A 24919-nucleotide genomic window follows, 5' to 3' on the forward strand; every position below is an offset into this window, starting at 1 on the left:
AGGCGATGAGCGTGGCGAGCACTCCCGAGGCGGCGAACGGGGCGGCGGACGGCCGAAGGCCGCCAGGACCCGACGACGGCCCCGGGCCGGACCGGGGCAGGCAGCGCCGCGTCCTCGCGCCGCTGGCGCTCGCCCAGTTCATCTGCAGCTTCGCCGGGTCGAACATGAACGTGATGATCCAGGACATCAGCGAGGACCTGGACACCACCGTGCAGGGCGTGCAGACCGCGATCACCGTCTTCCTGCTGGTCATGGCCGCGCTGATGATCCCCGGCGGGATCCTCGCCGACCGCTACGGCCGCAAGCGCTGCCTCGTCATCGGCCTCGCGATCTACGGGGTCGGGGCGCTGCTCAGCGCGGCGGCGCCCGGCCTGGGCGTGCTGATCCTGGGCAACTCGATCCTGGAGGGCGTCGGCACCGCCCTGCTCATCCCTCCGGTCTACATCCTCACCACGCTCCTCTTCACCGAAGTGACCAGCCGGGCGAAGGCGTTCGGCACGATCATGGCCTTTGCCGGCATCGGCGCGGCCATGGGGCCGCTCCTCGGCGGGCTGATCACGTCGGCGATCAGCTGGCGGGCGGCGTTCGTGTTCCAGGCGCTGGTGGTCGCGGTGATCATCCTGCTGAGCCGGGGGCTCCACGACCCGCTCCCCGCGGACCGCGAACGCGACTTCGACACGGTGGGCGCGGTGCTGTCGGCGACCGGGCTCGTCCTCGTCGTCGTCGGGATCCTCGCGGCGGACGACAACGCCTGGCTCATGGGGGCCGCGCTCCTGGTCGGCTCCCTCGTCCTGGTGGCGTTCTTCCGCTGGGTCCGCAGGAGGGAACGGTCCGGTGCCCAACCCCTCCTGCCCACCCAGCTGTTCCGCGTCCGGACGTCGAACCTCGGCCTGATCACCCAGCACACCCAGTGGCTGATGCTCATGGGCGTGTCGTTCGTGGTCGCCGCGTATCTCCAGGTCGTCCGCGGTTACAACGCCATCGACACCGGCGTCATCTTCACCGCGTCGACCGTGGGCCTGCTCATCAGCTCGCTCGGCGCGGAGCGGTTCGCCAAGCGCCGCGAGCAACGCACCCTCATCATGGCCGGTTTCACCGTCACGGTGTGCGGCATCGGCGTGCTGCTGGCCATGGCCCACGGCTCCCCGAAGGCCTGGACCTCCACGCCCGGACTGCTGCTGATCGGCCTGGGCCTCGGCCTCATGCTCACGCCTTCGGTCAACGTGGTGCAGTCCAGCTTCTCCGAGGACCTTCAGGGCGAGATCTCCGGGCTGTCCCGCAGCGTGTCCAACCTGGGCTCATCCGTGGGCACCGCGCTCGCCGGCACGATCCTCGTCGCCGACCCGGCCATCGGCCCCTACCGCGTCGCGCTCGTGGTCCTCGCGGCGGTCGGACTCGGCGGCCTCTGGGCGGCGGCACTGCTGCCACGGACACGGCCGACGCCCCCGACACCGGAACATCACTCGTAGCCACGGTCGTACGACACCGTGGAACGCACCACGAGGTCCTGCAACGCCGCACGACGCCTGCTGAACGGTATCCAGAGCAGCCCCAGAGGAAAGCTCACCGACAGCGCGGCCCGCACGAGGGCCCGCACCGTCCGCAGCCGCCGCCCCGCCCGGTCCGTCACGCGCACGCCCATCAGCCGGGCTCCGGGCGTGGCCCCGACCACCGCCCACGAGCCCCCGAGATAGCAGACCGCGAAGCCCCAACCAACGGGTCCAGCGACCCAGTTGGGAACATCCGGCATCTGGAACGGTGGCCCGACGACCATCAACCGCGCGCAGCCGGCGCCGACTTGGACGACCAGAGCGACCAGGGCGAGCACGAGCGCGTCGACCAGGGCGGCGAGGCCGCGCGAGACGATTCCGGCGGTCCGGGAACGGCGCACGCGTCTGCTGTCGGGCGCGGTCATGGGGAACGCTCGTCCGGCGGCCCGGCACGCCGCAACATCCTGTCGGCGAACCGGTTGACACTCCGGTCCCCGATCTCCCCCAGCACCCGCACCGCCTCGACCGCCTCAACGGTGAGCCCTCCCCCGGTGTCCCGCACGATCCGCCCCAGATCAATCTCCCGCAACACCCCACGAGTGATCCCCACGAGATCGAACCGGGCGAGCACGGCGTTGACGTCGAGCGCGGCGGCGATCCGGTCGACGTCCACGCGCGCGGCGATGCGGTCGACGTCAACGCGCGCGGCGATCCCGTCCACGTCGACACGGTCGGCGACCCGGCCCACATCCACCCGATCGGCCACACCGTCCACGTCCACCCGCGCGGCGACCCGGTCCACATCCACGCGGTCCGCGACGGCGTTCACATCGACGCGACCCGCGATGGCATTCACGTCCACGCGACCGGCGATCCGGTCCACATCCACGCGCGCCGCGATGGCGTTCACGTCGACGCGACCTGCGATCCGGTCCACATCCACGCGCGCCGCGACCCGATCCACGTCCACCCGCGCCGCAATATGGTCCACATTCACGCGGCCTGCGACACGGTCCACGTCCACCCGATCCGCGACCGCGTCCACATCCACCCGCGCGGCGACCCGATCCACATCCACCCGATCCGCGACGGCATTCACGTCCACGCGACCCGCGATCCGGTCCACATCCACGCGCGCCGCCACACCGTCCACGTCCACCCGCGCCGCAATCGCATCCACGTCCACCCGGTCAACGACCGCCCCCACATCCACCCTCGCCGCGATCCCATCCACGTCCACCCGCGCCACGACCCGTTCGACATCCACCCTGTCGGCGATCAGGTTCACGTCCACGCGGGCGACCAGCTCGTCCAGGTCGAGGCAGTCGAGCACCACCTCGACGGACCGCCGGACGGCTGCCCGCGGCACCTTGCCCAGCGCGCCGAGCACACCCCGCGCCATCCGCCCGGCCACCGCCACGGCGTCGCCCGCACTCACCTCGACCATGCCGCGACCGAAGCAGGCGGTGCCGCGCCCGGCATCCTCCGCGGCGGGTGAGTGACGCACACCGGCCGGGCGGCACCCCGGGGGCGTAGCGCAAGAGCCGTCACCCCGGGGGCAGTTCGGGCACGGAGCGGAGCTCACCCGCGAAGCCGAACGCCACGCCGCGCTGCGCGGCCAGCAGGCGGGCGAGCCGCAACACACTGAGGCCGCTGACCCCCAGGTCACGTACATGTCGCAGGTCGACCACGACACCCGTGCCACCCGGCCGGATGGCCCCGTGCAGCACCCGCCCGATACGGGCCTCGGCGGCGGGGCCGATCGCCCCGCGCACCTCGATCACCAGACAGCCCGAGACGCGCCGCATCACAACGGGCGAGGCGTCGGAACGGGGCGACACGGCCTTCGGCCTGCGAGCGACGAGCGGAACATTCCATGCCATGAATAAGTCCCCCCGAGTGCGCCGGACTTGGGAGAACAGCATCGTCACGCCGCACAGGACCGGCATCGCTCCGCGAGGGTGAGCACGGGCGAGGGGGTCCGATAACCGCCAGTCCCGCACGCACTGTTGATCATCGCCCGGGAGGTTCTTAGTGTCGACACCGCGACACCGCGACACCGCGACACCGCCGCACCCCGGACACGTCCCCGCCCCGCACGGCCCCGACGAAGGTGGAACCCCGCATGACTCACGCAGATCAGGCACCGCACAACGGCCCGAGCCGCCGCCGAGTGATAGGCGGCGCCGCCACCTTGGCCGTCGCCGCGACAACGTTGCCCACCGGCATCGCGTCCGCCGCCCCGGACCGGTCCACCCCCGCCGACCTCGCCCGCTGGAAAAGACAAGCGGCGCGGGTGACGATCACCCGCGACGACTGGGGCATCCCCCACGTAGTGGGCAGGACGGACGCCGACGCGGTGTTCGGGATGATGTACACGCAGGCCGAGGACGACTTCAACCGCATCGAGCGCAACTACCTGGTCAGCCTCGGCCGCCTCGCCGAGTCCGAGGGCGAGAGCGCGCTCTGGCAGGACCTGCGCCAACGCCTGTTCATCGACCCGGAGGCGCTGAAGAAGGAGTACGCGAAGTGCCCCTCCTGGCTGCGCGCCCTGATGCGCGGCTGGGCCGACGGCCTGAACTACTACCTGGCGACCCACCCCGACGTACACCCCCGGGTGCTCACCCACTTCGAACCGTGGATGCCGCTGAGCTTCTCCGAGGGCAGCATCGGAGGTGACATCGAGTCGGTGGCGCTGAGCCAACTGGAGGCGTTCTACGCGGGGCGCGAGGTCCCCATGACGGACGAGGAACGCGGCCTGAAGTTCCGCGAACCGTCCGGCTCCAACGGCATGTCGATCGCCCCGGGCAACACCCGCGACGGCAACGCCCTCCTCCTGATCAACCCCCACACCAGCTTCTTCTTCCGCGCGGAACAGCACGTGACGAGCGAGGAGGGTCTCGATGTCTACGGCGCCGCGACCTGGGGCCAGTTCTTCATCTACCAGGGCTTCAACGAGCACACCGGCTGGATGCACACGTCCAGCGGCGTCGACAACATCGACGAGTTCGCGGAGACGGTCGACCGCGCATCGGACGGCACGTACACCTACCGCTACGGCAAGGACCGCCGCCCGGTCACGACACATGACATCACCCTGACCTGCCGTACGGAGAACGGCGGCACGGAGCATCACACCTTCACGACGTACGCGACCCACCACGGCCCGATCGTCCGCGAGGCGGACGGCAAGTGGATCGCGTGTGCGCTGATGAACAAGCCGGTGGAGGCCCTGAAACAGAGCTACTTGCGCACGACGACCCGCGACTACGCCGAGTACATGAAGGTGGCGGAGCTGAAGGCCAACAGCTCCAACAACACCCTCTTCGCGGACTCGAAGGGTGACATCGCCTTCCTGATGCCGCAGTTCATGCCGGTCCGTGACGACCGCTTCGACTACATGAAGCCGGTCGACGGCAGCGACCCGGCCACCGACTGGCACGGCCTGCACACCCTGGACAGCATGCCGCAGGCGGTGAACCCGAAGAGCGGCTGGGCGTTCAACAGCAACAACTGGCCCTGGACGGCGGCCGGCGCCGACAGCCCGCACAAGGCCGACTTCCCCCGCTACTTCGACAAGGCGGGCGAGAACCCGCGCGGCCCGCACGCGATCCGCGTCCTGACATCACGGGACGACTTCACCCCGCAGACCCTCATCGAGGGCGCCTTCGACCCGTACCTGACGGCCTTCGCCCGCCTCCTCCCCGGCCTGACGAAGGCCTGGGACCGACTCCCGACGGGCAGCGCCCAGCGACGGAAGCTCTCGTCCCCCATCGACCTGTTGCGCGACTGGGACCACCACTGGTCGGCCAAGTCGAAGGCGACCTCACTGGCGGTGTTCTGGGGCGAGGCGCTCTGGGCCCTGGTGTCCAAGGCGGCGGCGGACGCGGGCCTCTCGGTCTGGGACTACATGGCCGACCGCGCCACGGACACACAACGCGTCGACGCCCTCGAATCAGCGGTCGACCGCCTGACGCAGGACTTCGGCAGCTGGCAGGTCCCGTGGTCCGAGATCAACCGCTACCAGCGCAACGACGGCGCGATCACCCAGACCTTCGACGACACCAGGCCCAGCTACCCGGTCCCCTTCACCTCCGCCCAATGGGGCTCCCTCGCCTCCTTCGGCGCGAAGCGCTACCCCGGCACGAAGCGCTACTACGGCACGAGCGGCAACAGCTTCGTGGCGGTCGTCGAATTCGGCCCGAAGCTGCGGGCGTGGGCCATCACGGCAGGCGGCGCGAGCGGCCACCCGGACTCCCCCCACTTCGGCGACCAGGTGAAGCGGTACGCGAGCGGAGACCTGCGGCCGGTGTACTTCTATCCGGAGGAGCTGAAGGGGCACGTGGAACGGAGGTACCACCCCGGGGTATAAGCCCCGGTCGATCCGGTCGACACACACTCCCAGCCGTCCGACCATGTGGGATATGCAGGCATCCCATGGCGGCTCGCGAGGACGGGCGCTGCCGCTGCTCCTGGTGGCGGTGGCGCCCGACGTGCCCCTGGCCTGGCTGGACGAGCTCGACGACCCCCGCTTCTCCTACCACCGCGCGTACAACGGCCACGACACCCTGCGCGACCTGTACCGCTACCAGCCCGACCTGCTGATCCTCGGCCTGCGCGTACGGGATCCGGGCCCCTGGGAGGTGCTCCGGCGGGTCCGGGAGATGACCGAGGATCTCCGCGTCATGGTGGCCACTCGGCGCTTCGACGGAGCGGACGCCCTGCGGGCCCTCGACTCCGGCGCCGACGACGTGCTCTGGCACGGCATGCCCGAGGGTCTCGCCAAGGCCCTGGTCATGGCCCGGTTGCGCCGCGCGACGCCCGTGTCGCCGCCCGACCAGCTCCTGGAGGACGGCCGCCTCCGGCTCGACCTCGACACCCACGAGGTGACCATGGGCGGCCAGTACGTGCCACTGACCCCGCTGGAATTCGACCTGCTGCACTTCCTCGCCCGCAACCCGGGGCAGGTCCTCTCCCCGGAGCAGCTGCTGCACCACGCCTGGAGGGCCCGGCCCGAAGGCGACGCGGGCAAGGTCAAGTACGCCGTCCTGCGCCTGCGCCGCAGCATCGAGCGCGCCACCGGCGTCAAGGCACCCATCGAGACCGTGCGCGGAGTGGGCTACCGGTACGTTCTGCCCGGCTCGCACCCGGCATAGGTCCCGGGCCGAAGGTCCCCTCCTGCCGCGCGCGACCCGCTGCAACCGTCGCGCAACCTTCGTACGACCTCGCTGCTCCCCGGCGCGCTCAGAGTCGAGGACGTCGCAGGGCGATCCGCCTGCGACAGTCCACGACAGAGCAAGGGACAGCTCGTCATGACACTCGTCGCACTCATCCCCGCGCACAACGAGCAGGACCGCATCGTCGCCACGCTGGCGGGCCTGTACCGCCAGACGGTCCGCCCGGACCGCATCGTCGTCGTCGCCGACAACTGCACGGACCGCACCGCGCGCATCGCCGAGTACTGCGGCGCCGAGGTCTTCGTGCCCACGAACAACAAGGACAAGAAGGCCGGCGCCCTCAATCAGGCCATGGCTCCGCTGATCGCGGACCTGGCCGACGAGGACCTGGTACTGGTCCAGGACGCCGACACCGTCCTCAACCCCGAGTTCGTGGGCTGCGCCGTGGAGGCCATGGAGGACGACACGGTCGGCGCGGTCGGCGGCATCTTCTACGGCGAGCCGGGCGGCGGACTGCTCGGCCAGCTGCAGCGCATGGAGTACCAGCGCTACGCCCTGGAGATCCGACGCAAGAACAACGAGGCCATCGTGCTCACCGGGACCGGCAGCCTGTTCCGCGCGGGCGTCCTGCGCCAGGTGCGGCGCGCCCGCCTCGACGGGGTCATCGGCGGCGGCGAGAGCTACTACTCCCTCGCCTCCCTCACCGAGGACGACGAGATCACCAAGGCCGTCAAGACGCTCGGGTACCGCACCGTCTCGCCCGACGGCTGCTGGCTGGTCACCGAGGTGATGCCCTCGGTCGGCAAGCTCTGGCACCAGCGGCTGCGCTGGCAGCGCGGCGCCCTGGAGAATCTGCGCGACTACGGCTGGACGTCCGTCACCAGGAAGTACTTCGGCCAGCAGATCATGCTGGGCGTCGGCGCCCTCGCGCTCGGACTGTTCTTCCTGTACGCGGTCCTGGACCTCACCCTCGTGGGCTGGGGCGGCCTGTCCCTCTTCTGGACCGCGATCATGCTGATCTTCGTGGTCGAACGGACCCTGACCGTGCGCCGCCTCGGCTGGCGGGCCACGCTCCTCGCGCTGCCCCTCATACCGGAGTTGCTGTACGACGTCTTCCGGCAGGCGGTGTTCGTCCGCTCGCTCGTCGACCTGGTGCTGCGCCGTGAGGCCCACTGGGTCGCCACCTGACCCCGCCGCACCACACACCCACTCACCCATCCCCGCCAAGGAGTTGACCACCATGTACGGAAACCCCACCAGCGCCGCGGCACTCGGCGGCGCGGGCACCGGCGCCCTCGCCATGACCGGCAGCCTCAGCCCGCTCGCCATTCTCGGCCTCGTCGTCGGCTGCCTCACGCTGATCGCCGCGGGCCTCGCCCTGCGCACCCTCAGCCCGGTCATCGCGGGCAAGGACCGCGGTCCCGGCCCGTACTGAGCCGGCCCGGCGGGCCTCAGTCCCCCGCCACGAACCCCACGAACCGCCCCCAGCCCTCCGCCCCCACGGCGAAGGCGGGGCGGTGGGTGTCTTTGGAGTCCCGTACGTGGACGGCCTGTTCGGCGATCGCGACTTCCACGCAGTCGTCGCCCTGACTGCCGCTGTAGCTGGACTTGAACCAGGCGAGTTCCGTCGTGACGCTGCTCATAGCTCTCCTCGCAGTCGCTCCAGCAGGGCCCGCGATTCCTTGGGGTTCAGGGCCTGCGAGCGCAGTGTGTCATAGCGCTGACAGAGCACACTCACCTCTTTCGGGCCAGAGATCAACCGCCCGTTCTCCTGCCCCTCGGAGTAGCCGAGCCGCCGCCCCTCCGCCGTCTCCAGGATTCGCACCGGACCGTCCAGGCACGCGTGCAACCCGCCCTCCAACGGCACCACTTGCAGCGTCACGTTGCGCGGCGCGCTCAGCTCCAGCACATGGTCGAACGACTCGCGCATCGCGCCCGCGTCACCGAATCGCCGCCGGAACACATGCTCCTCGACGATGAAGCTGAACGGCACGGTCGGCCGCTCACGCATCATCGTCTGGCGCTCCATCCGGGCGACGAACTGCGCCTCCAACTCCTCGTCGGTGCGCAGCGGAATGGTGCCCTCGAAGACCGCCCGCGCATACGACGCGGACTGCAAGAGCCCCGGCACCAACCGGCACTCGTACGTACACAGGCTCGCCGCCTCCCGCTCCAGGCGCGCCCACCGCCGGAACCACGCCGCGAACCCGGCCTCGCCGCGCGTGAGATGACGGGCCGCCTTGCACAGGGCACCCGTGTTCCCCAGCACCTCCTCCGCACGCCGCACGAACCCCTCGTCCGGCATCCGCCGCCCCAACTCGACCGATTCCACGGTGTGTTTGGAGTACCGCACCCGTTCGCCGAGCTCCTCCCTGCTCAGCCCCGCGTGCTCACGCAGGGCCTGGACGACCGCGCCGAACGTACGCAGACTGTCCGACGGCTGGGGCTCCCGCTCCTGCTCCCCCAGCAGCCCGCCGACCTCGATCTCCCCGACGCCGCGCATACGCCGCCCCCTCTGCTCCGAGTCGCCCCGATCCATGCACTCAGAGTGACGAGTGACCCCTCGTACTGTCCACCCCACGCGCCCGTACGCTGACTCACCGTACGGGCCACCACACTCGCGCCCACCGTGCCGCGAACACCACGCTGACACCATGAACCACCAGCCGCCTCCCCAACTCACCGCACCAGCACACACATTCACACAGCTCTTGCCCTCGACACCCCGCGGCGCCCGCCTCGCCCGACACCTGGCCGTCACGGCGCTGCGCTCCTGGGACGTCCCGCCCGAGCTCACGGAGCGTGCCGAACTCGTCGTCGCGGAACTCGCCGCCAACGCGGTCACCCACGGTCGCCTGCCGGGCCGCGGCTTCCGCCTGGCGCTCACGTACGACGCCGCCAACCTTCTCCGCATCGAGGCCACCGACGCCCGCGGCGACCGCCTTCCCCACCACCCGCCCGCCGACACCGCACTCCCCACCGCCGGACGCGGCCTGCTCCTCGTATCGGCCTTGTGCCACCACTGGGAGACGGTCGCCCATCCGCCGGGCGGCAAGACGGTCGTGGCACACCTGTAGCGGGCCGGTACCCCACCTCAGCCCACATCCACCACCCCCCGCACCAACTCCGCCGCCCGCACCGCCCCGCCTTCCGCGTGGAACCGCCGCCCCATCCCGGCGGCCGCACCCGCCATCCCCCGATCGCCCAACACCCGCTCTACGGAGGCCCGCAGCGCGGCGGTCGGTACGGGCCGGTGGGACAGGGGCTGGCGGAGCACAACCGCCGCGCCGCGCTCCGCGATCGCCCGCGCGATCAGCAGCTGCTCCACCTGTTGCGGGACGACCACCATCGGCACTCCGCAGTGGAGGGATTCGAGTGCGCTGTTCATGCCGCCGTGGGTGACGAACACCGACGCCTCGCGCAGGACGGCGAGTTGAGGGACCGTGCGGCGGGCGAGGGTGTTCGGCGGAGTGGTGCCCAGGTCGGCCGGGTCGACGCCGCTGCCGGTGGCGAGGACCACGCGGACGGGGAGGTCTGCGAGCGCGGCGCAGCAGGACCGGAAGAAGGCCGCGCCGCCGTCGTGCAGCGTCCCCAGCGAGACCAGGACGACCGGTTGGCCTCCCGACAGGTGGGCGGAGAGCTCGGGGTCCAGCGGTGCGGACGCGGCGTCCGGTCCTGTGGTCGGGCCGGTGAAGCGGCAGCCGGCGTCCAGGCGCGGGTCGGGCGACTGGAGTTCCTCGGGGATCGGGAAGAGCGTCAGGTCGCCGCGCAGCGGCAGCATCGGCGTGGGCGGGACGGCGTCCGTTCCGAACTCCTTGACCAGTGCGCGCCTGGCCCGCAGCGCGGCGGGCATGTCGCGCAGGGTCGGGCCGACGAGGCCGAGGTTCTCCCGGACGGTGAGGGCCTTCACGGCGTCGCTCCCGACGAGGAAGGTCGTCATGAAGGAGATCGTGGGCAGGTTCAAGGTGGTCGCGGCCAGTCGGCCCCACAGCGCGTTCGAGTCGTGCATCAATGCCGACGGGCCCAGCGCCCTGGCCTGTTCGACGACGAAGGGGACGAGCGCCGAACACGCCCTCAGCACCTTCACCACCACCCCCACACTGCTGCCCGCCCTGGTGGCCTCCGCGATGTCACGGGACGTCAGCACACCTTTGGGGTACGCCTCGAACCTCGCGCCCGTGTCCCGGATGCGGTCCTCGAACTCGGCGTCGCACAGGTACACGACGTCGACTCCGGCACGTACCAGCTCGGTGACGACGGGGAGGGTGGGATTGACGTGTCCCGCGGCCGGCATGCCCGCGATCAGCAGAGTGGTCATGGAGCCGACGATAGGGGCGGCTGCCGCATGAGGGTTCGCGGGGCACCACATCACGTTCGGGGCAGCACATCACGTTGAGGGGGGCCGCGCCGCCGACGGAGAATGGGGGACATGGAGTTGAACGGGGACAGGGTCCTCCTGCGACCAGTGGCAAGCGGTGAAGACAAGGTCCTCGCCGGGATCGTGAGCGAGCCGGAGGTCGCGGCATGGTGGTCGCCCCCGGACGACTACGACGACATGCTCGCCGTCGTCTTCGAGGACGAGGTCATCGGCGCGATCCAGTTCGACGAGGAGAACGACCCGGAGTTCCGCCGCGCCGGCATCGACGTCTTCCTGACGGCGCGGCAGCACGGGAAGGGGCTGGGGACCGACGCGGTGCGCACGCTGGCCAGGTGGCTGGTGCGGGAGCGCGGTCATCACCGGCTGACCATCGATCCCGCCGCGGCCAACACCGTCGCGATCCGCAGTTACGGAAAGGTCGGCTTCAAGCCCGTGGGCGTCATGCGGGCGTACTGGCGCAACCATCGGACGGGCGTCTGGGAGGACGGGCTGCTCATGGATCTGCTCGCCGAGGAGTTGACCTGACCGGCTCGGTCCGGGGCAGCGGCAGATACGCGCCCTTCGCCAGTACGCGGTCGATCTCGCGGCCCTCGGTCACGGTCACGCGCTTGTGCGGCAGGGGTACTCCCACCATGTGTGCCAGGCGGCGGAGTTGGAGGTCGACGGCCGCTTCGCAGGCGAGGCAGAAGTCGTCGGCGCCACGGCGTCCCTGGGACCAGCCGAGCAGGACCAGGGCGAGGGCGATCAGGGCGGCCGGCCACCAGAACGGCGCGAGCGCGGCGTAGGGCAGCGCCCAGGCGACGCGGACCGTGGCGGCGGCGTACTCGTCCCAGGCCGCGGTGACGATCTTCGGGCTCCGCAGGTCGTGGAGTTGCCACAACCGGGGCCACGCCCTGGCGAGCGAGATCCCGTACTGCGCGGCGACCCGCTCGTCCACCAGGGCGAAACGGTCGCCGATCCACGTCGCACGGCGGGGCAGATAGCGCTCGGGCACGGCGTAACCACCCCGCCGGGCCGCCTCCAGCGCGATCCGTCGGCGGCGCCGGGTGCCCGGGGCCATGACGCGGCACAGGACGTTCGAGCGTCCCGTCCAGAGCCGGTGCACGGCGAGGCTCACCTCCCGTACGAGGAGCGCCGCCACGACGACGCCGCCGAGGAGCAGGCAGCCGATCACCGCACCCCTGGTGGTCGTGGCGGTGTCACCGAGCGCGTCCAGGCGTCGTACGAGGATGTCGAGGTCGAGTGCGTGGGCAGCGCCGGAGGGCCCCATCGCCCAGGCGACGAGCACGGCCGCCGCGAACGGCACACCGGGCAGGATCAGGAAGGCGAACCAGCGGTCGGCGATGCGTTTGCCCAGCTCCGTGAGGATGCCGTCCATCAGCCACCGTCCCGGGGAGGCATGAGCGCGCCGTCGATGTGGCAGCGCGGCTCGGAGGCGTCGGCGTTGCGTCCCCGGGCCGGGCAGCGTCCGCTCGGGCAGCGGAACCACTCGACGACGGGCCGCTCCTGCCAGGAGTCCGCTGCCGGGAGCCCGGAGGAACGGTGGCCGTCGCGCCGGAGGTCGAGCGCGCGGAGCGCTTCGGCGGCGGACTTGCCCGCACGGACCTCGGCGACCTCCCGGTCCAGCGCGGCCCGCCACGCGTACCGGTCGGCCTTCTCCCGCAGTTCGGGCAGGTGGGCGCAGAGCCACGCCAGGGCGGCCTGGTCCGTGTCGACGGTGCCTGCCTCGTCGTCGGCGTCGCGGGCAGCCGTTCTCTCCGGCCGGCGGTGCCAGGGCCAGCGGTCGCGGATGGGCATGGGTGGTGCTCCTCTGTGGTCCGGATCGGGGTTCGATCAGCGTCCGGTCAGGGTCCGGTCAGGGTCCGGCTACGGTCCGATGTGCAGCAGGGAGGACCAGACGTCCACGGTGTGTGGGGCGGCCTGGCGCAGGGTCTGTGCCGCGTTGTGCACGGCCTGGGCGGCGCGCCCGCTGTCGGGCGGGCCGTGCGCGGTGAGCGTCCGGTACACCTCGCGCGCGGCGTCGAGCGCCTTGTCGCTGTCGACCTCCCACAGGGTGCCCACCACGTGGGTGTACGACTGCAGGTGGAGCAGCGCGGCCAGGTGGATCGCCTCGTCGTACGCGCGCGGGTCCGGCGCGGCGGTGCTGCACGCCGACAGGTAGCAGAACTCGGCGCCGGGGAGACCGAGGTCGGCCAGCTGGTCGAGGGAGACCACGCCGTCGGCCACGGCGAGTCCCGCGGCGTCGGCGTGGCAGGCGAAGTGCGCCCAGCGGGCGTCGCGCAGCCGCGTGAGGACGTCGGCGACGTGTGCGGGGTCGAGCGGCACCGCGTCGGGGAAGTGGCGCAGGAACTCGGCGGCCTCCTGGGCCACCTCCGGCAGCTCGGGCCGGTCGAGGGTCTGCGGCGCGGCGACGACGAGTCGGCCGCGGGCCGTCACGGCGCGCTCGGCGGACCGCAGGAGCGCGCCGATGGTGGGTGTGTAGGAGGAGACGACCTCGTCGAGCAGGGCCGGGCCGCCGGGACGTGTGTGCTGCCCGGCCGCGTGGATCGGGAGGGCGGTGAAGGGTCCTGTGGGGCACCACCAGATCCGTCGGTCGGCCTTGAGGTGGGGTCTCAGAGCCGTCAGTACGGGCACGGCGAGGTCGGTCCACAGGCGGGGCGCGATGACGTTGAGCATGGCCTGGTGGCGGCCGTCGGGATCGGCGGACTGCCGGGCCCACTCGACGAGTTCGTCGTGGTCGAGCCGGTCGAGCGGTACGAGAAGGGGCTCGTCCCGGTCGGGCAGCAGGACGATGGCGTCGCAGCGCAGCGGGCTTGCGTTGACCACCACGACCGGGCCGTGATCCGCGGCCCCCGCCAGCTCCCGGTAGCCGGTCCGCTCCGACTCGCTCAACTGCGCGGCGAGTTGCTCCCACTCCCTGCCCAGCCGGATCCGCCGCTCCACATCGGCGCCCGTCCGGTGGCCGGGGTCCGGGCCCGTCCCGTCGTCGGGCATGTCGAGCTCGGCTCGGATCTCGGCGAGGCGGCGCGCCAGGGCGGGATCGGCGGCGCCGGCGGCCTCAACTCCCGTACGCAGACGGGCGAGTTGGCCCCACATGACGGCGCGCCCGTGCTCCAGCACCTCGACCGCGTACGCCACCCGGCCCTCCGCGATCGCGGCCGCGGCGGCCGCCGTCGACACCCCCTGCCAGCGGCTGAGCAGCCACCGCTGGTCGTCGCGGCGCAGCCCGATCCAGGCCATCTGCGGCAGGAGTTCGACGGCGGCGGCGTACCCCTCGACCGACAGCGGTCCTCCGGCGCCGAGTTCACCGAGCCCGACGGCGGCGGCCAGCCGGGTCTGCAACGGCGACGAGGAGTCGCCGACCGCCTCGCGCAGGCACTGCGCGGCCGCGTCGCGCTCGCCCGACGCGTCCAGTGCGCGGGCCCTGACCGTCAGACAGACGGCGTGCAGCGGGTGTCCCGGCCCGCGCGTCTCCACCAGCCGCTCCGCCAACTCCCGTGCCTCGTCGAGGTCTTGGCTATCTCCGTCGCGGTCGAATCGTTCGAGCAGCGCCACGACCGTGCCCGGGTCGGGCTCGCCGCGCCGCCCCTCCCCCACGGCCGCGGCCAGCGCCGCCGGGTCGCCCGTGGCGCGATAGCGGATCAGCTCCAGCTCGACGAGGCGGCCCCGCGCCCTGGCCGGATCCCAGCCGGACACCTGCCTGACCAGGTCGAGGGCCCGGTCGAGATCGGCCCGGTCCGCACGCAGCTCGTACCGGTCCTTGAGCGCCCAGGCCAGCGTCCGGCAGACGACGGACCGGTCGGTCAGCGTGAGCCAGAACCAGCGGGGCGGTTTCGCGGCGAGGGGGTCGAGGACGGCGATCGCCCGGTCGAGGTTGCCGGCCGCCCCGGTCCATTCGTAGCGGAGGATGAAGGCCCGCGCCACGTTCACCTCCACCGCGGGCCGCCCCAGCGCGAACATGAGCCGGTCCACCACGTGCCGCGGCGGAGCGTCGAGAGCCGCAGGGCCGTCGCGCAGCAGGTCGTCCAGCATGGTGTCGCTTCCCTGGTCCGTCAGCAGGTCGATGAACGCCTCCGCGCGCACCAGACCTGCCAGGGAATCGAGGTCGTGCCCGGCGTCCGTCCGGAACACCTCGGCCCGCCGCACCACGTCACGCAGCGCGTCCTGCCGTCCGGCACCGGGTCCCGAGGGGGCGGTCTTGGCCCGGACCAGGCGGAGCATCAGCACGATCGTCGGCAGCCCCCGCACGACGATCCACGGCAGGTACACCAGCAGGGTCACACCCAGCACGGCCCCGAGGGTGACACCGAGGAAGACCGCGGTCGGCGGATCCCCGAGAACGGCGACGATGACATCGCCCTTGGCCAGGTACGGCACGGCGAGCAGCAGCGCCCAGAACCCCAGGAGGACGGTGATGTCGAGCGGACGCCGCAGGCACGCACGCCAGGTGTACCCCACCAACTGACGGTGCCCGACGACCCAGTTGAGCGCGAGCACGAGGAACGCCAGGCAGCCCGCTCCCAGGAAGAGAAACATGTAGGGCATCAGCGGCGAGTCGGGCGCGTACCGGTGCACCTGCCCCGTGTCCAGGTCCAGCCAGCCGCCTCGGGCCGGATCGAAGAGTGCGTTGCGCCCGGCGTCGTACACGGACGTCTCATGCGGACCGGACCGGAAGACCCGGTGCCGCGCCACACCACGCCCCCACACCCCGCCGCCCACTGCGGCACCCACGGCCAGAACCCCAACAACCAGCTGCCGCTTCCCCGTTGCCACAGAAGGATGATACGGCCAGACGGCCTGAGCGCCGCGTTACCGAAGTCGGGAGGGACGAATCGGTCACACCGGGAACACCCGACCCGCCCCGCGCGGTTGCATCTGGCGGGGGCGTGGCACATTCACCGCGCGCCCGGACCAGACATGTTTCCGCAGGAGGACCTTTTCATGACCGAACGACCCTTGACGCTCATGGCCGTGCACGCCCACCCCGACGACGAGGCCACCAGCACCGGAGGGGTCCTCGCTCGGTACGCGGCGGAAGGCATCCGCACGGTTCTCGTGACCTGTACCGACGGCGGTTGCGGTGACGGGCCGGGAGGCGTCAAGCCCGGCGAGCCCGGGCACGATCCGGCGGCCGTCGTCAAGATGCGCCGCCAGGAGCTCGAGACGAGCTGCGAGGTCCTGAAGGTCAGCGACCTGGAGACGCTGGACTACGCCGACTCCGGGATGATCGGCTGGCCGAGCAACGAGGCCCCCGGATCCTTCTGGCAGACCCCTGTGGACGTGGGCGCCGCCCGCCTCGCGGAGCTCATGCGTCACTACCGCCCCGATGTGGTCGTCACCTATGACGAGAACGGTTTCTACGGCCACCCCGACCACATTCAGGCCCACCGCATCACCATGGCGGCGCTGGAGATGATCGACTTCACGCCGAAGGTGTACTGGACGACGATGCCCCACTCGGGGATGCAGCGGTTCGGCGAGATCATGCGCGAGTTCAATGAGGACATGCCGGAGCCGGACCCCGCCGAGGCCGCCGCGCTGGCCGACATCGGCCTCCCGGACGACGAGATCACCACGTGGGTGGACACCACCGCGTTCAGCGACCAGAAGTTCGACTCCCTGGCCGCGCACGCCAGCCAGGGCGAGAACATCTTCTTCCTCAAGATGGGCAAGGAGCGCTTCGGCGAGCTGATGGGCCTGGAGACCTTCGTCCGCGTCAGGGACACGACGGACGCGCCCATCCCCGAGAACGACCTCTTCGCCGGACTGCGCTGAGCTCCGCTCCGCTCGGGCACCGCACCGGCGCCCGACCGAACGCAGGCGTCAAGACAGTCCGAAGCGCTCGGCCAAGGTGCTCACATCGGTGGTTGTCGCGTTGCCTCCGCAGATCACCAGGCCGAGTTTGGCGCCCTCGCCGACGCGGGCCAGTACCTGGCGGGAAGCGGGCAGCAAGCAGCCGGCGGCGGGCTCGGCCCAGACCTTCGCATGGTTGGCCAGGTCGAGAGTGCCCTGGACGGCCTCGGCGTCGGTCACCGTGAGGACGTCGGTGAGCAGAGCCGAGACGTGCTCGTAGGTGAGTTGCGAGGCGCTGGGGGCGCTGAGCGTCGAAACGATCGAGGACAACGCGACCGGCGTCGGCCGTCCGGCGTCCAGGGCCGCCGACATGGCCTGGGCGCCTTCGGTCTCGACGCCCCAGACGCGGATTCCGCGACGACGTGCGCACATCGCGGTGGCGACACCGGAGGCCAACCCGCCGCCACCGATGCTGACGACCACGTCGGTGAGTTCCCCGGCGTCCTGCGCGAACTCCAGGCCGACCGTGCCCTGGGCGGCGATGACGACGGGGTCGTCGAAGGGATGGATCAGGGTGAGCCCCGAATCCCTGAGTTCGTCGACCAGGGCGAACGCGCCGTCCATGGTGTCGGCGATGTGGACGCTCGCCCCGGCGGACTCCGCGATGCCTCGGGCGCTGGCGGGAGCGGTTCGAGGCATCACGACGGTCGCCTTGACGTCCAGCATTCCCGCCATGACCGCCAGGGCGATGCCGTGGTTGCCTCCGCTGACCGTGACGACTCCGGCGGCGCGCTCGGTCCCGCTCAGCGTGAGCAGCCTCGCGGTGGCGCCTCGGGCCTTGAACGAGCCGGTGCGCTGCAGCAGTTCCAGCTTCGCGGTTGTCGGTGCGCCCAGCAGTTCGGACAACCCGGGACTCGGGACCGTCGGGGTCCGGACGACATACCTGGCGATCCGCTCGGCTTCAGCTTCCACGTCCGCGACAGTGATCAGCACATCCGTCTCCAGCACGATTCCGGCGGCACGGCCCTCGCAGCCGCACCGCATTACAGTGCTCGGTCCACGCAAGGGTGTCCAGTGGGCACCCTCAGCCGCCGGACCGCTCCACCACCTGCGGGTCCATGGCCACCCCCGCCGCGGGGCGGGATCCCGCCGCGTACAGGTCGCGGCGGAAGGACTCCCGGATCGTGTAAACCGCGATGAAGGTCAGGACGGAGAGCAGGAGGATGTAGGCGGAGACCGACCAGGACGAGCCCGTCGCGGCCAGCATCGCCGTCATCAGGAACGGGGCGAGGCCGCCGGCGAGCACCGAGGCGGTCTGGTAGCCGAGGGACGCGCCTGAGTAGCGCACCTCCGCGGGGAACATCTCGGCGTACAGGGCGGCCTGCGGCCCGTACATGGTGGCGTGGATCGTGAAGCCGATCAGCAGGGAGAGGAAGGTCAGCGGCGCCGATCCCGTGTCGATCAGCCAGAACAGGGGGAAGGCGAAGAGGCCCATGAGCGCCGCGCCGGTGAGATAGAGCTTGCGGCGGGACCAGCGGTCGGAGAGGGCACCGAAGAGCGGGATGGTGACGATCTGGGTGGCCCCGGCGCCGAGGACACAGAGCAGCGTGGTGGTGCGGGACAGTCCGGCGTGGGTGGTGCCGTAGTCGAGCATGCCGCTGATCAGGATGTAGAACGTGGCGTTCACGACGAAGAAGGCGCCTGCTGCCTGGAGGATGGCCCGCCAGTGGTGGCGTACGGCCTGGCGCAGTGGAGACTTACGGGTCCCGGCGGCGTGCTCGGCCTGCGCCGACTGGTCACGCATGGCCCGGAAGACCGGCGAGTCCTCGATCTTCAGTTGTACGTAGAGACCGACGGCGACCAGCGCGAGGCCGGTGACGAAGGGGATCCGCCAGCCCCAGCTGGTGAACGCCGCGTCGGACAGGTTCGCGGTCAGCAGGAGGAAGACGGCGTTCCCCGCGACCGCGCCGATGATGGCGCCGGTCTGGACGAGACTTCCGTAGAAGCCGCGGCGTTCCACGGGCGCGTGCTCGGTGAGGAGCAGCGCGGCGCCGCCCCACTGGGCGCCGACGCCGAGCCCCTGGATCAGGCGGAGGAACACGAGCAGCGCGGGCGCCCACATGCCGACGGTGTCGTACGTGGGGAGCACGCCGACGCCGAATGTCGCGACGCCCATCACGACGAGCGCGCCGACCAGTGGCGGTTTGCGCCCGAACCGGTCGCCGAGGTGTCCCGCGACGATCCCGCCGAGCGGCCGCGCGACGAAGCCCACGGCGAAGGTGGCGAAGGAGGCCAGGGTTCCGGCGGTGTCGCTGAAGGAGGGGAAGAAGAGGTCTCCGAGGACGAGCGCCGCGGCGGTGGCGTAGATGAGGAAGTCGAACCACTCCAGCGCCGTGGAGAGGACGGCCGCCCCCGCGAGTCGGCGCATTTCTTTGCCGTGCGTTCCGTTGCCTTGTGCTCCGTCGCCGTGCGTTCCGTCGCCCTGCACTCCGTTGCCGTGCGTTCCGCTGCTGCGCTCTCTGTTGCTGGTCACCGCTGTTCGCCTCCTGTCAGGAGTTGCTGGGCCCGTTCGCGGAGCGCGGCGGCCCGGATCTTGGTGCCGTTCGTGCCCGAGGTGGTGGGCATGCTGTCCAGTGCGTGGACGGCTGCCGGGACCTTGAAGCGGGCCAGGCCCTGCGCGCACCACTCCCGGAGCCCCTCGGGCGCGGTGGGCGTGTCGAGGACGACGAAGGCCACCGCCTGCGGGGCGCCGTCCGGGCCGCGCGCGCCGACGACCTTCGCGGTCCGTACGGCGGGGTGCGCGGCCAGCCGCTGCTCGATCTCCGCCGGGTCGACGAGGAAGCCCCGCAGCCGCAGTACGTCGCCCATCCGGCACACGTACTCGACGGCCCCGTCCTCGGCGAGCGTCGCCAGGTCCCCGGTGCGGAACCAGCCGTCGGCGGTGAAGGCACGCTCGGCGGCCTCCGGGTCACCCAGGTAGGCGTCGACCGTGTTCGGGCCGCGCAGCTGCAACTCACCCTGGGCGCCCGGCCGTACGGGTTCGTCCGTCTCCGGGTCGACGACCCGTACGGCGATGTCCGGTGACACCGGACGGCCGCCGCCGGTCCAGCGGCGCGGCGCGGGTTCACCGGGCGGCCAGCACAGGGCGAGGGCGAAGACCTCCGAGGAGCCGTACACACCGGAGGTGTGTGTGCCGAACTCTTTCCGCGCCCACGCCGCGATGTCACGGGTACGGCCGAGGAAGTCGGCCATGCCGAGCCAGCGCAGGCGGGAGAGGTCCCGCGGCTCGCGCCGCCAGGCGTCCATGAGCCGGGAGACCATGTCGTCGCCACCCACCAGATGGGTCGCCCCGTGCCGGGCGAGACCGGCGAGCGCCGTGTCCTCCTGGAAGACCGGTTCGAGCAGGCAGGCGGCGCCACCGGCGATCGCGGCCATGGCCGTGGTGAAGCCGAAGGTGCCGGAGAGCGGGAGGATGCACCCGACGACGTCCCCGTCCCCGATGCCGAGGGCCCGGGCGTCGGCCTCCGCGTGAGCGACGACGGCGGACTCGCGGTGCGCGGCGAGTTTGGGCCGGCCCGTGGAGCCGGAGGTGGTGAAGGCGACGGTGAGCTCGTCTCCGGTGTGCACGGGAACGGCTGTGGTGTGCACGGGCACGGCTGTGGTGTCTCCGGCCGTCCGGGGTGTCATGGCGCCGGCGCCCATGTCGTACGCGGAGGGGTCGGCCGGCGGGGCGCACCCCGGGCCCGGGACGACGGCGACCACGGGAGTGGGCGCGGTGGTGCGGGGCAGGGCGCGGCGGAGGATGCCGGCCAGGTCGAGGCCGTGGAAGTCGTGCGCGAGGGCGAGGACCTTCGGGTGGGCGCGGTCCAGTACGTGCACCAACTCGTCGACGTTGTAACGGGTGTTGACCCCGACGACATGCGCTCCGAGGCCGGCGGCGGCGAACTGCCACACCAGCGCGGACGACCAGTTCGGCAACCAGACGGCGACGCTGTCGTCCCGGCCGACACCGGCGTCGGCGAGGTCCGTACGGAGCCGGGCGGCGCGCTGCTGGAACTCCCGGCGGGTGACGGCCGTGCCCTCGGTGGAGCGGGGGTCGGGGCCGGGACCCGCGTCGATGGCGAGGACGGCGTCGGGGTCGCGGTCCACGAGTCCGGACAGGAGGTCGGTGAGCGTGGTCATCGGAGTCCTTTCACCTTGCGGTCGGCGAGACGGAGCCGGCGACGCGGTCCCCGGACAGCTGCCGCAGCCAGCCGTGGAGCAGCCGCGCGAAGCCGTCGATCTCCTCCATCGGGTAGTGGCCGACGCCCGGCAGCAGTACGTGCCGCCCGTGCGGCAGCGCCTGGGCCGTCCGCCGCACCTGTTCGGGGTCGAGCCACAAGTCGTCCTCGCCCGCGACCAGTTGGACCGGACAGCGCGCGGACCCGAGCGCGTCTCGTACGTCGTGCGTGCCCCAGCCGATGAGGTCGGCACTGGAGACGGCGGGGTCCTCGCGACGGTGCATGGTGGCGATGAGTTCGGCCGTGGCGGGCGGCGCGGCGGAGCCGACGACGGCGAGGGTACCCAGATAGGTCCGGTCGGAGCGGCTGGGCGCGGCCAGATCCTGTAGTTCACGGCGGAGCCCCGCCACGTTGACACGACCGGGACCGGCTTCGGCCGCCAGGACGACGGCGCCGGCCGGCTCGTCCCCCGCCCGCACCGCCAGGTCGAGGGCGATCTTGCCACCGATGGAGCACCCGACGACGTAAGGACGCTCCAACTTAAGGGCGGACATGAGGAGTTGGCACCAGTCCGCGTACTGGGACAGGTCCTCGACCGGGCCGGAGGGGGCGGGCTCGGACCTGCCGTGCCCCGGGAGATCCGGGACGATCACGCGGTAGCCGAGCGCGGCGAGCTCCTCGCTGGTGCGGCGCCACTGCACACCGCTCTGCCCGGCCGTGTGCAGACAGAGCACCGCCGGCGCCTCGTCGGCGTACACCTCCTCTACGTAGCCGAGCGCCCCGCCGATCTCCAGGTAGCGGGCCTCGTGCCGGATGCGGGTCATGCGTGCGCCTCCTCGGCCAGTGCCCGTGCCGCGTCCGTGATGAGATGCAGGACCTTGGTCAGGCGCAGGTACTCGTATGCGTCACCGGTGGCGTGGAACTGTCCGCGCATCATGCGCGCGACGAGGTCGTTGTGTTCCCCGGTGAGCAGTTCGGTCCAGGTCAGCTCGTCGGCGACGAGGGTGAAGGTCGGCCCGTGCGGGGTGCGGCGGGCGACGTCGATGATGCGGCCGAGGTAGACGCGCAGCTGCACCTCGTTGTCTCCCGAGCGGAGCCCGATGGTGCCGTCCCACGTGGCGGTGGCCGCCGTGAACCGCTCGTCCTGGGCAAGGAGTTCGGAGATATTGCTCCCCCACTCCACGGTTCCGGGGGCGAGTGCGGCCGGGTCGGGCCCGGCGCCACGGGCGCGGACAAGGACCGCGCTGGTGCCCTCCTGGACGCGCTCGCCCCGCTGGTTCTCGAGGATCACGTGCCGGTGGACCACACCCTGGTGCGGATCGGACGTGCGGCGGCAGCGGGTGATGGTGAGCGTGCACTGGAGGGTGTCGCCAACGTACGAGGGCTTCAGGTAGCGCCAGTTGGTGTCGAGCAGGGCGATGACGGACTCCCCCGCGAGGCCCATGTCGTGGAGGAACCCGAGGAAGGCCGCGATGCCGAACGGCCCGTGCAGGACCGGCCGTCCGAAGCGGGTCCGCGCCGCCCACTCGGGGTCGGTGTGCAACGGGTGCCGGTCACCGCTGAGTTCGGTGAACGCGGCCAGGTCGTCGGCGGTGATCCGGCGTGTACTGCTGGTCCAGCGCTGCCCGGGGCGGAAGTCCTCGAAGTACAGGGACTGTGTACGGACCGTCGTTCGCGATGCCGCCATGCGACTCCATTCCTCATCCACCCCGACAAGAACGAACGTTCATGCGTAGACGTTCATGCGTAGAAAAGCAGCGCACAAGTGCGCCCGTCAATAGGCGCGTTGACCATGGCCCGAGAGACCCGTAGCCTCCCCGCATGAACGATCGTTCTCCCGTGCCGGACCTCATGCCGGACCTCGTGCCGGACCTGATCGGCGACTCCGGTCGGGGCAATGAGGCGGCCATCCTCCGCGCCGCCCTGCGGCTGTACGCGGAGCGCGGCTTCAACGGCGCCTCGATGCGGGACATCGCCCGCGCCGCGGGCACCAGCCTGTCCAACCTCTACAACTACTTCCCCTCGAAGGCCCGCCTGCTCGCGGAGCTCCTCAACCGCGCCAACGCGCTGCTGTCCGCGCAGGTGTCATCGGCGGTGCACACTGCGGGCGAGGGCGTGGCCGAGCAACTGGGCGCGGCGGTACGCGCGTACGTGAGCTTCGTGGCGGACTACCAGACCGCCATGCTCATCGCGCTGAGCGAGGTGCGTCACCTGGAGGGCGAGGAACGCACCCAGGTGGTCGCCGAACGCGACCGCAACCAGGAGATCTTCGAGGACCTCGTCGCCGCGGGCGCCGCGTCGGGCGTCTTCACCACCCCGTACCCGCAGGACGCGGCGCGCAGCATCCTCGCGATGTGCTCCACGATCGCGACGTGGTACCACCCGGAGGGGCGGCTGACCAAGCAGGACCTGTGCGACCAGCACGCCCGCTATGCCTTGGCGCTCCTGGAGGGCCGGGTCGACGGCCGCTGAACCAGGTACGGGTACCCGTCAGAGCCAGTCCCCGTCGCTCACGGAGCCGAGGCCGACACCGGACAGGCGTCGGTGCAGGGCCACCGCCTGGCCCTCGGTCAGGGACGCGACGTGGTCCGCGGCGGCGCGCAGTGGGTCACCGTGGAGGTCGAGTTCCTCGGCCCTGTCGGTGGGCAGCAGGTGCGGGGATTCGTGGGTCCAGCGCAGCAGTTGGGAGACGATGCGGCGCTTGCCGTGCTGCTGGGTGGCCAGGGCCGGGCGGTCGATGACGTAGCACCAGACCAGTTCCTTGAGCAGCTCGCAGGCCGTCCGACGTTCGGCGGGGACGACGAGGCGGGCGCCGAAGCGAATCGCGGCCGCGCCGCCGACCTGTAGGTCTATGTCGCGGGTGAAGTGGTCGATCAGCTTGGCGGTGCGGGCGTTGAGGGCGACGTCGTCCTCGTGGCGGCCACCGAAGGGCTTCGCGATCGACAGTGCCTTGGCGGTGTCGGCCAGGATGTGTACCGCCTCGTCGCGGTCGAAGCCGACGCCCGCGCGGTGGCGCTTGGCCGCCACGTAGTCCAGGAAGCGCTGCGTCTCACGCTCGGTGTCACCGCCCGCGGCCCCGGGCGTCGGGAACAGCGCGGCCAGCGGGATCAGCCCGGCGCGGTAGAAGTCCTCCACGTCATGGCAGGCGTAGGTGACATCGTCGGCCCAGTCCATCAGCTGCTCCTCGACCGGCACCGCGTCGTCGTCACGGCCCGCCCGCACCCACCTGAACGCCTCCCGGTCGACCGCGTAGACACCCCATTTCGCATGCCGCGCCGGGTCGACGTCGCGCGGGGCACGCTCCCACGGGTACTTCGTCGCCGCGTCCAGGCAGGCCCGTGACAGGTGCAGGCCGCGATGGCCCGGGTATTTGTGGGCGGCGAGGAAGGTGAGGATGTGGAGGGTCTGGGCGTTGCCCTCGAAGCTGTCGAGGACGCCGTGTCCGGCGTGCAGCTCGTCCATCGTCGCGCGCAGCGCGGTCTCTCCGGCGTGGCCGAACGGCGGGTGCCCGATGTCGTGCGCCATGCAGGCGGCCTCGACGAGGGCCGGATTCGGGCCGCCGTAGCGCCGCTCCAGGCGTTCGGCCATCCGGCGCCCCAGCTGCGCGACCTTCATCGAGTGGGTGAGCCGCGTGTGGTACGCGCCGAGTTCGCTGCTGGCGACGACCTGGCTCTTGCCCGCGAGGGCACGCCACTGCGTCGAGTACAGGATGCGGTCCACGTCGTGCTCGAACCCCGACCGCTGTCCGTCGTCGGCGACGCGTCGGCGCAGCGAGTGCTGCTCCAGGTCCTCATCGGTGTAGTCGGCAGGTCGCATGGGCGCGATGGTACTTGCACCGAACGCCGGGACGTCTGTGACCGG

Annotated in this window: 24 protein-coding genes; 9 read left to right on the plus strand and 15 right to left on the minus strand. The window is 71.5% G+C overall.

Annotation, left to right across the window (positions count from 1 at the left end; translation table 11 throughout):
* Positions 1 to 5 precede the first annotated feature (5 nt).
* Positions 6 to 1469, plus strand: a complete 1464-nt coding sequence (locus OKJ99_RS06515; RefSeq protein ID WP_326014806.1) for an MFS transporter — start codon at positions 6 to 8, stop codon at positions 1467 to 1469.
* Here the strand turns inward: OKJ99_RS06515 and OKJ99_RS06520 are convergent.
* The 3 genes from OKJ99_RS06520 to OKJ99_RS06530 form a co-directional block, all read right to left on the minus strand.
* Positions 1460 to 1915, minus strand: coding sequence for an RDD family protein (locus OKJ99_RS06520; RefSeq protein WP_326014807.1), 456 nt, complete (start codon positions 1913 to 1915; stop codon positions 1460 to 1462). The genes OKJ99_RS06515 and OKJ99_RS06520 overlap by 10 nt on opposite strands.
* Complete coding sequence (locus OKJ99_RS06525) at positions 1912 to 2937, minus strand: DUF4097 family beta strand repeat-containing protein (RefSeq protein WP_326014808.1); 1026 nt, start codon at positions 2935 to 2937, stop codon at positions 1912 to 1914. The genes OKJ99_RS06520 and OKJ99_RS06525 overlap by 4 nt, the downstream gene beginning before the upstream one ends.
* A gap of 100 nt (positions 2938 to 3037) precedes the next feature.
* Entirely contained in the window at positions 3038 to 3373 is a 336-nt protein-coding gene (locus OKJ99_RS06530; RefSeq protein ID WP_326014809.1) for an STAS domain-containing protein, read from the minus strand.
* 242 nt (positions 3374 to 3615) lie between these two features.
* On the opposite strand from OKJ99_RS06530, the gene OKJ99_RS06535 reads away from it, so the two are divergent.
* The 4 genes from OKJ99_RS06535 (at position 3616) to OKJ99_RS06550 (ending at position 8102) form a co-directional block, all read left to right on the plus strand.
* Positions 3616 to 5862, plus strand: a complete 2247-nt coding sequence (locus OKJ99_RS06535) for a penicillin acylase family protein (RefSeq protein WP_326014810.1) — start codon at positions 3616 to 3618, stop codon at positions 5860 to 5862.
* A gap of 52 nt (positions 5863 to 5914) precedes the next feature.
* On the plus strand, positions 5915 to 6646 hold the full coding sequence (locus tag OKJ99_RS06540) for a response regulator transcription factor (protein WP_326014811.1): 732 nt from the start codon (positions 5915 to 5917) through the stop codon (positions 6644 to 6646).
* A gap of 156 nt (positions 6647 to 6802) precedes the next feature.
* Complete coding sequence (locus OKJ99_RS06545) at positions 6803 to 7855, plus strand: glycosyltransferase family 2 protein (RefSeq protein WP_326014813.1); 1053 nt, start codon at positions 6803 to 6805, stop codon at positions 7853 to 7855.
* Between the two features lie 52 nt (positions 7856 to 7907).
* Positions 7908 to 8102 carry a hypothetical protein gene (locus OKJ99_RS06550; RefSeq protein WP_326014814.1) on the plus strand — a complete coding sequence of 65 codons (195 nt, stop codon included), beginning with the start codon at positions 7908 to 7910 and terminating at the stop codon, positions 8100 to 8102.
* A 16-nt stretch (positions 8103 to 8118) separates the two neighbouring features.
* Here the strand turns inward: OKJ99_RS06550 and OKJ99_RS06555 are convergent, their stop codons facing one another.
* Positions 8119 to 8310, minus strand: coding sequence for a DUF397 domain-containing protein (locus tag OKJ99_RS06555; protein WP_326014815.1), 192 nt, complete (start codon positions 8308 to 8310; stop codon positions 8119 to 8121).
* The gene (locus OKJ99_RS06560; RefSeq protein ID WP_326014816.1) at positions 8307 to 9170 is read right to left on the minus strand and encodes a helix-turn-helix domain-containing protein; all 864 of its coding nucleotides are present in this window, start codon (positions 9168 to 9170) and stop codon (positions 8307 to 8309) included. Before OKJ99_RS06560 ends, OKJ99_RS06555 begins: the two co-directional genes overlap by 4 nt.
* Before the next feature lie 208 nt (positions 9171 to 9378).
* On the opposite strand from OKJ99_RS06560, the gene OKJ99_RS06565 reads away from it, so the two are divergent.
* A complete protein-coding gene (locus OKJ99_RS06565) occupies positions 9379 to 9744 on the plus strand; it encodes an ATP-binding protein (protein ID WP_326014817.1) in 366 nt (121 codons plus the stop codon).
* A 17-nt stretch (positions 9745 to 9761) separates the two neighbouring features.
* Here the strand turns inward: OKJ99_RS06565 and OKJ99_RS06570 are convergent, their stop codons facing one another.
* Entirely contained in the window at positions 9762 to 10985 is a 1224-nt protein-coding gene (locus tag OKJ99_RS06570) for a macrolide family glycosyltransferase (protein WP_326014818.1), read from the minus strand.
* Positions 10986 to 11096: 111 nt separating this feature from the next.
* On the opposite strand from OKJ99_RS06570, the gene aac(6') reads away from it, so the two are divergent.
* On the plus strand, positions 11097 to 11570 hold the full coding sequence (gene aac(6'), locus OKJ99_RS06575; RefSeq protein WP_326014819.1) for an aminoglycoside 6'-N-acetyltransferase: 474 nt from the start codon (positions 11097 to 11099) through the stop codon (positions 11568 to 11570).
* Here aac(6') and OKJ99_RS06580 read toward each other — a convergent pair.
* From OKJ99_RS06580 to OKJ99_RS06590, 3 genes are all read right to left on the minus strand, one after another.
* Positions 11539 to 12423 (minus strand): hypothetical protein, encoded by an 885-nt coding sequence (locus tag OKJ99_RS06580; RefSeq protein ID WP_326014820.1) that lies wholly within the window; start codon positions 12421 to 12423, stop codon positions 11539 to 11541. The genes aac(6') and OKJ99_RS06580 overlap by 32 nt on opposite strands.
* Entirely contained in the window at positions 12423 to 12842 is a 420-nt protein-coding gene (locus OKJ99_RS06585) for a hypothetical protein (protein ID WP_326014821.1), read from the minus strand. Before OKJ99_RS06585 ends, OKJ99_RS06580 begins: the two co-directional genes overlap by 1 nt.
* Before the next feature lie 69 nt (positions 12843 to 12911).
* Positions 12912 to 15776, minus strand: coding sequence for a CHAT domain-containing tetratricopeptide repeat protein (locus OKJ99_RS06590; RefSeq protein ID WP_326014822.1), 2865 nt, complete (start codon positions 15774 to 15776; stop codon positions 12912 to 12914).
* Between the two features lie 210 nt (positions 15777 to 15986).
* Here OKJ99_RS06590 and OKJ99_RS06595 point away from each other — a divergent pair, with 210 nt between their 5' ends.
* Entirely contained in the window at positions 15987 to 16820 is an 834-nt protein-coding gene (locus OKJ99_RS06595) for a PIG-L family deacetylase (protein ID WP_326014823.1), read from the plus strand.
* A 48-nt stretch (positions 16821 to 16868) separates the two neighbouring features.
* Here OKJ99_RS06595 and OKJ99_RS06600 read toward each other — a convergent pair whose 3' ends face one another.
* The 5 genes from OKJ99_RS06600 to OKJ99_RS06620 all read right to left on the minus strand — a co-directional run bounded on the left by OKJ99_RS06600 (position 16869) and on the right by OKJ99_RS06620 (position 22745).
* Complete coding sequence (locus tag OKJ99_RS06600) at positions 16869 to 17828, minus strand: threonine ammonia-lyase (RefSeq protein ID WP_326014881.1); 960 nt, start codon at positions 17826 to 17828, stop codon at positions 16869 to 16871.
* Between the two features lie 94 nt (positions 17829 to 17922).
* Positions 17923 to 19371: an MFS transporter gene (locus tag OKJ99_RS06605; protein WP_326014824.1), complete on the minus strand. Its 1449-nt coding sequence runs from the start codon at positions 19369 to 19371 to the stop codon at positions 17923 to 17925.
* Positions 19368 to 21020: an AMP-binding protein gene (locus OKJ99_RS06610; protein WP_326014825.1), complete on the minus strand. Its 1653-nt coding sequence runs from the start codon at positions 21018 to 21020 to the stop codon at positions 19368 to 19370. Before OKJ99_RS06610 ends, OKJ99_RS06605 begins: the two co-directional genes overlap by 4 nt.
* Positions 21021 to 21030: 10 nt before the next feature.
* The gene (locus OKJ99_RS06615; protein WP_326014826.1) at positions 21031 to 21882 is read right to left on the minus strand and encodes an alpha/beta fold hydrolase; all 852 of its coding nucleotides are present in this window, start codon (positions 21880 to 21882) and stop codon (positions 21031 to 21033) included.
* Positions 21879 to 22745 (minus strand): MaoC/PaaZ C-terminal domain-containing protein, encoded by an 867-nt coding sequence (locus OKJ99_RS06620; RefSeq protein ID WP_326014827.1) that lies wholly within the window; start codon positions 22743 to 22745, stop codon positions 21879 to 21881. Before OKJ99_RS06620 ends, OKJ99_RS06615 begins: the two co-directional genes overlap by 4 nt.
* Positions 22746 to 22879: 134 nt before the next feature.
* Here OKJ99_RS06620 and OKJ99_RS06625 point away from each other — a divergent pair, with 134 nt between their 5' ends.
* Complete coding sequence (locus OKJ99_RS06625; RefSeq protein WP_326014828.1) at positions 22880 to 23530, plus strand: TetR/AcrR family transcriptional regulator; 651 nt, start codon at positions 22880 to 22882, stop codon at positions 23528 to 23530.
* An 18-nt stretch (positions 23531 to 23548) separates the two neighbouring features.
* On the opposite strand, the gene OKJ99_RS06630 is transcribed toward OKJ99_RS06625, so the two are convergent.
* Entirely contained in the window at positions 23549 to 24874 is a 1326-nt protein-coding gene (locus OKJ99_RS06630; RefSeq protein ID WP_326014829.1) for a deoxyguanosinetriphosphate triphosphohydrolase family protein, read from the minus strand.
* Positions 24875 to 24919: the final 45 nt, after the last annotated feature.

This window comes from Streptomyces endophyticus, assembly GCF_035798155.1.
In the GTDB taxonomy this organism is placed as follows: domain Bacteria; phylum Actinomycetota; class Actinomycetes; order Streptomycetales; family Streptomycetaceae; genus Streptomyces; species Streptomyces endophyticus.

Excerpts from the sequence above, each read along its gene's own strand:
- OKJ99_RS06515 (WP_326014806.1), top strand. The coding sequence starts at position 6 with ATGAGCGTGGCGAGCACTCCCGAGGCGGCGAACGGGGCGGCGGACGGC.
- OKJ99_RS06520 (WP_326014807.1), bottom strand. The coding sequence starts at position 1,915 with ATGACCGCGCCCGACAGCAGACGCGTGCGCCGTTCCCGGACCGCCGGA.
- OKJ99_RS06525 (WP_326014808.1), bottom strand. The coding sequence starts at position 2,937 with ATGGTCGAGGTGAGTGCGGGCGACGCCGTGGCGGTGGCCGGGCGGATG.
- OKJ99_RS06530 (WP_326014809.1), bottom strand. The coding sequence starts at position 3,373 with ATGGCATGGAATGTTCCGCTCGTCGCTCGCAGGCCGAAGGCCGTGTCG.
- OKJ99_RS06535 (WP_326014810.1), top strand. The coding sequence starts at position 3,616 with ATGACTCACGCAGATCAGGCACCGCACAACGGCCCGAGCCGCCGCCGA.
- OKJ99_RS06540 (WP_326014811.1), top strand. The coding sequence starts at position 5,915 with ATGCAGGCATCCCATGGCGGCTCGCGAGGACGGGCGCTGCCGCTGCTC.
- OKJ99_RS06545 (WP_326014813.1), top strand. The coding sequence starts at position 6,803 with ATGACACTCGTCGCACTCATCCCCGCGCACAACGAGCAGGACCGCATC.
- OKJ99_RS06550 (WP_326014814.1), top strand. The coding sequence starts at position 7,908 with ATGTACGGAAACCCCACCAGCGCCGCGGCACTCGGCGGCGCGGGCACC.
- OKJ99_RS06555 (WP_326014815.1), bottom strand. The coding sequence starts at position 8,310 with ATGAGCAGCGTCACGACGGAACTCGCCTGGTTCAAGTCCAGCTACAGC.
- OKJ99_RS06560 (WP_326014816.1), bottom strand. The coding sequence starts at position 9,170 with ATGCGCGGCGTCGGGGAGATCGAGGTCGGCGGGCTGCTGGGGGAGCAG.
- OKJ99_RS06570 (WP_326014818.1), bottom strand. The coding sequence starts at position 10,985 with ATGACCACTCTGCTGATCGCGGGCATGCCGGCCGCGGGACACGTCAAT.
- OKJ99_RS06580 (WP_326014820.1), bottom strand. The coding sequence starts at position 12,423 with ATGGACGGCATCCTCACGGAGCTGGGCAAACGCATCGCCGACCGCTGG.
- OKJ99_RS06585 (WP_326014821.1), bottom strand. The coding sequence starts at position 12,842 with ATGCCCATCCGCGACCGCTGGCCCTGGCACCGCCGGCCGGAGAGAACG.
- OKJ99_RS06595 (WP_326014823.1), top strand. The coding sequence starts at position 15,987 with ATGACCGAACGACCCTTGACGCTCATGGCCGTGCACGCCCACCCCGAC.
- OKJ99_RS06610 (WP_326014825.1), bottom strand. The coding sequence starts at position 21,020 with ATGACCACGCTCACCGACCTCCTGTCCGGACTCGTGGACCGCGACCCC.
- OKJ99_RS06615 (WP_326014826.1), bottom strand. The coding sequence starts at position 21,882 with ATGACCCGCATCCGGCACGAGGCCCGCTACCTGGAGATCGGCGGGGCG.
- OKJ99_RS06620 (WP_326014827.1), bottom strand. The coding sequence starts at position 22,745 with ATGGCGGCATCGCGAACGACGGTCCGTACACAGTCCCTGTACTTCGAG.
- OKJ99_RS06625 (WP_326014828.1), top strand. The coding sequence starts at position 22,880 with ATGAACGATCGTTCTCCCGTGCCGGACCTCATGCCGGACCTCGTGCCG.
- OKJ99_RS06630 (WP_326014829.1), bottom strand. The coding sequence starts at position 24,874 with ATGCGACCTGCCGACTACACCGATGAGGACCTGGAGCAGCACTCGCTG.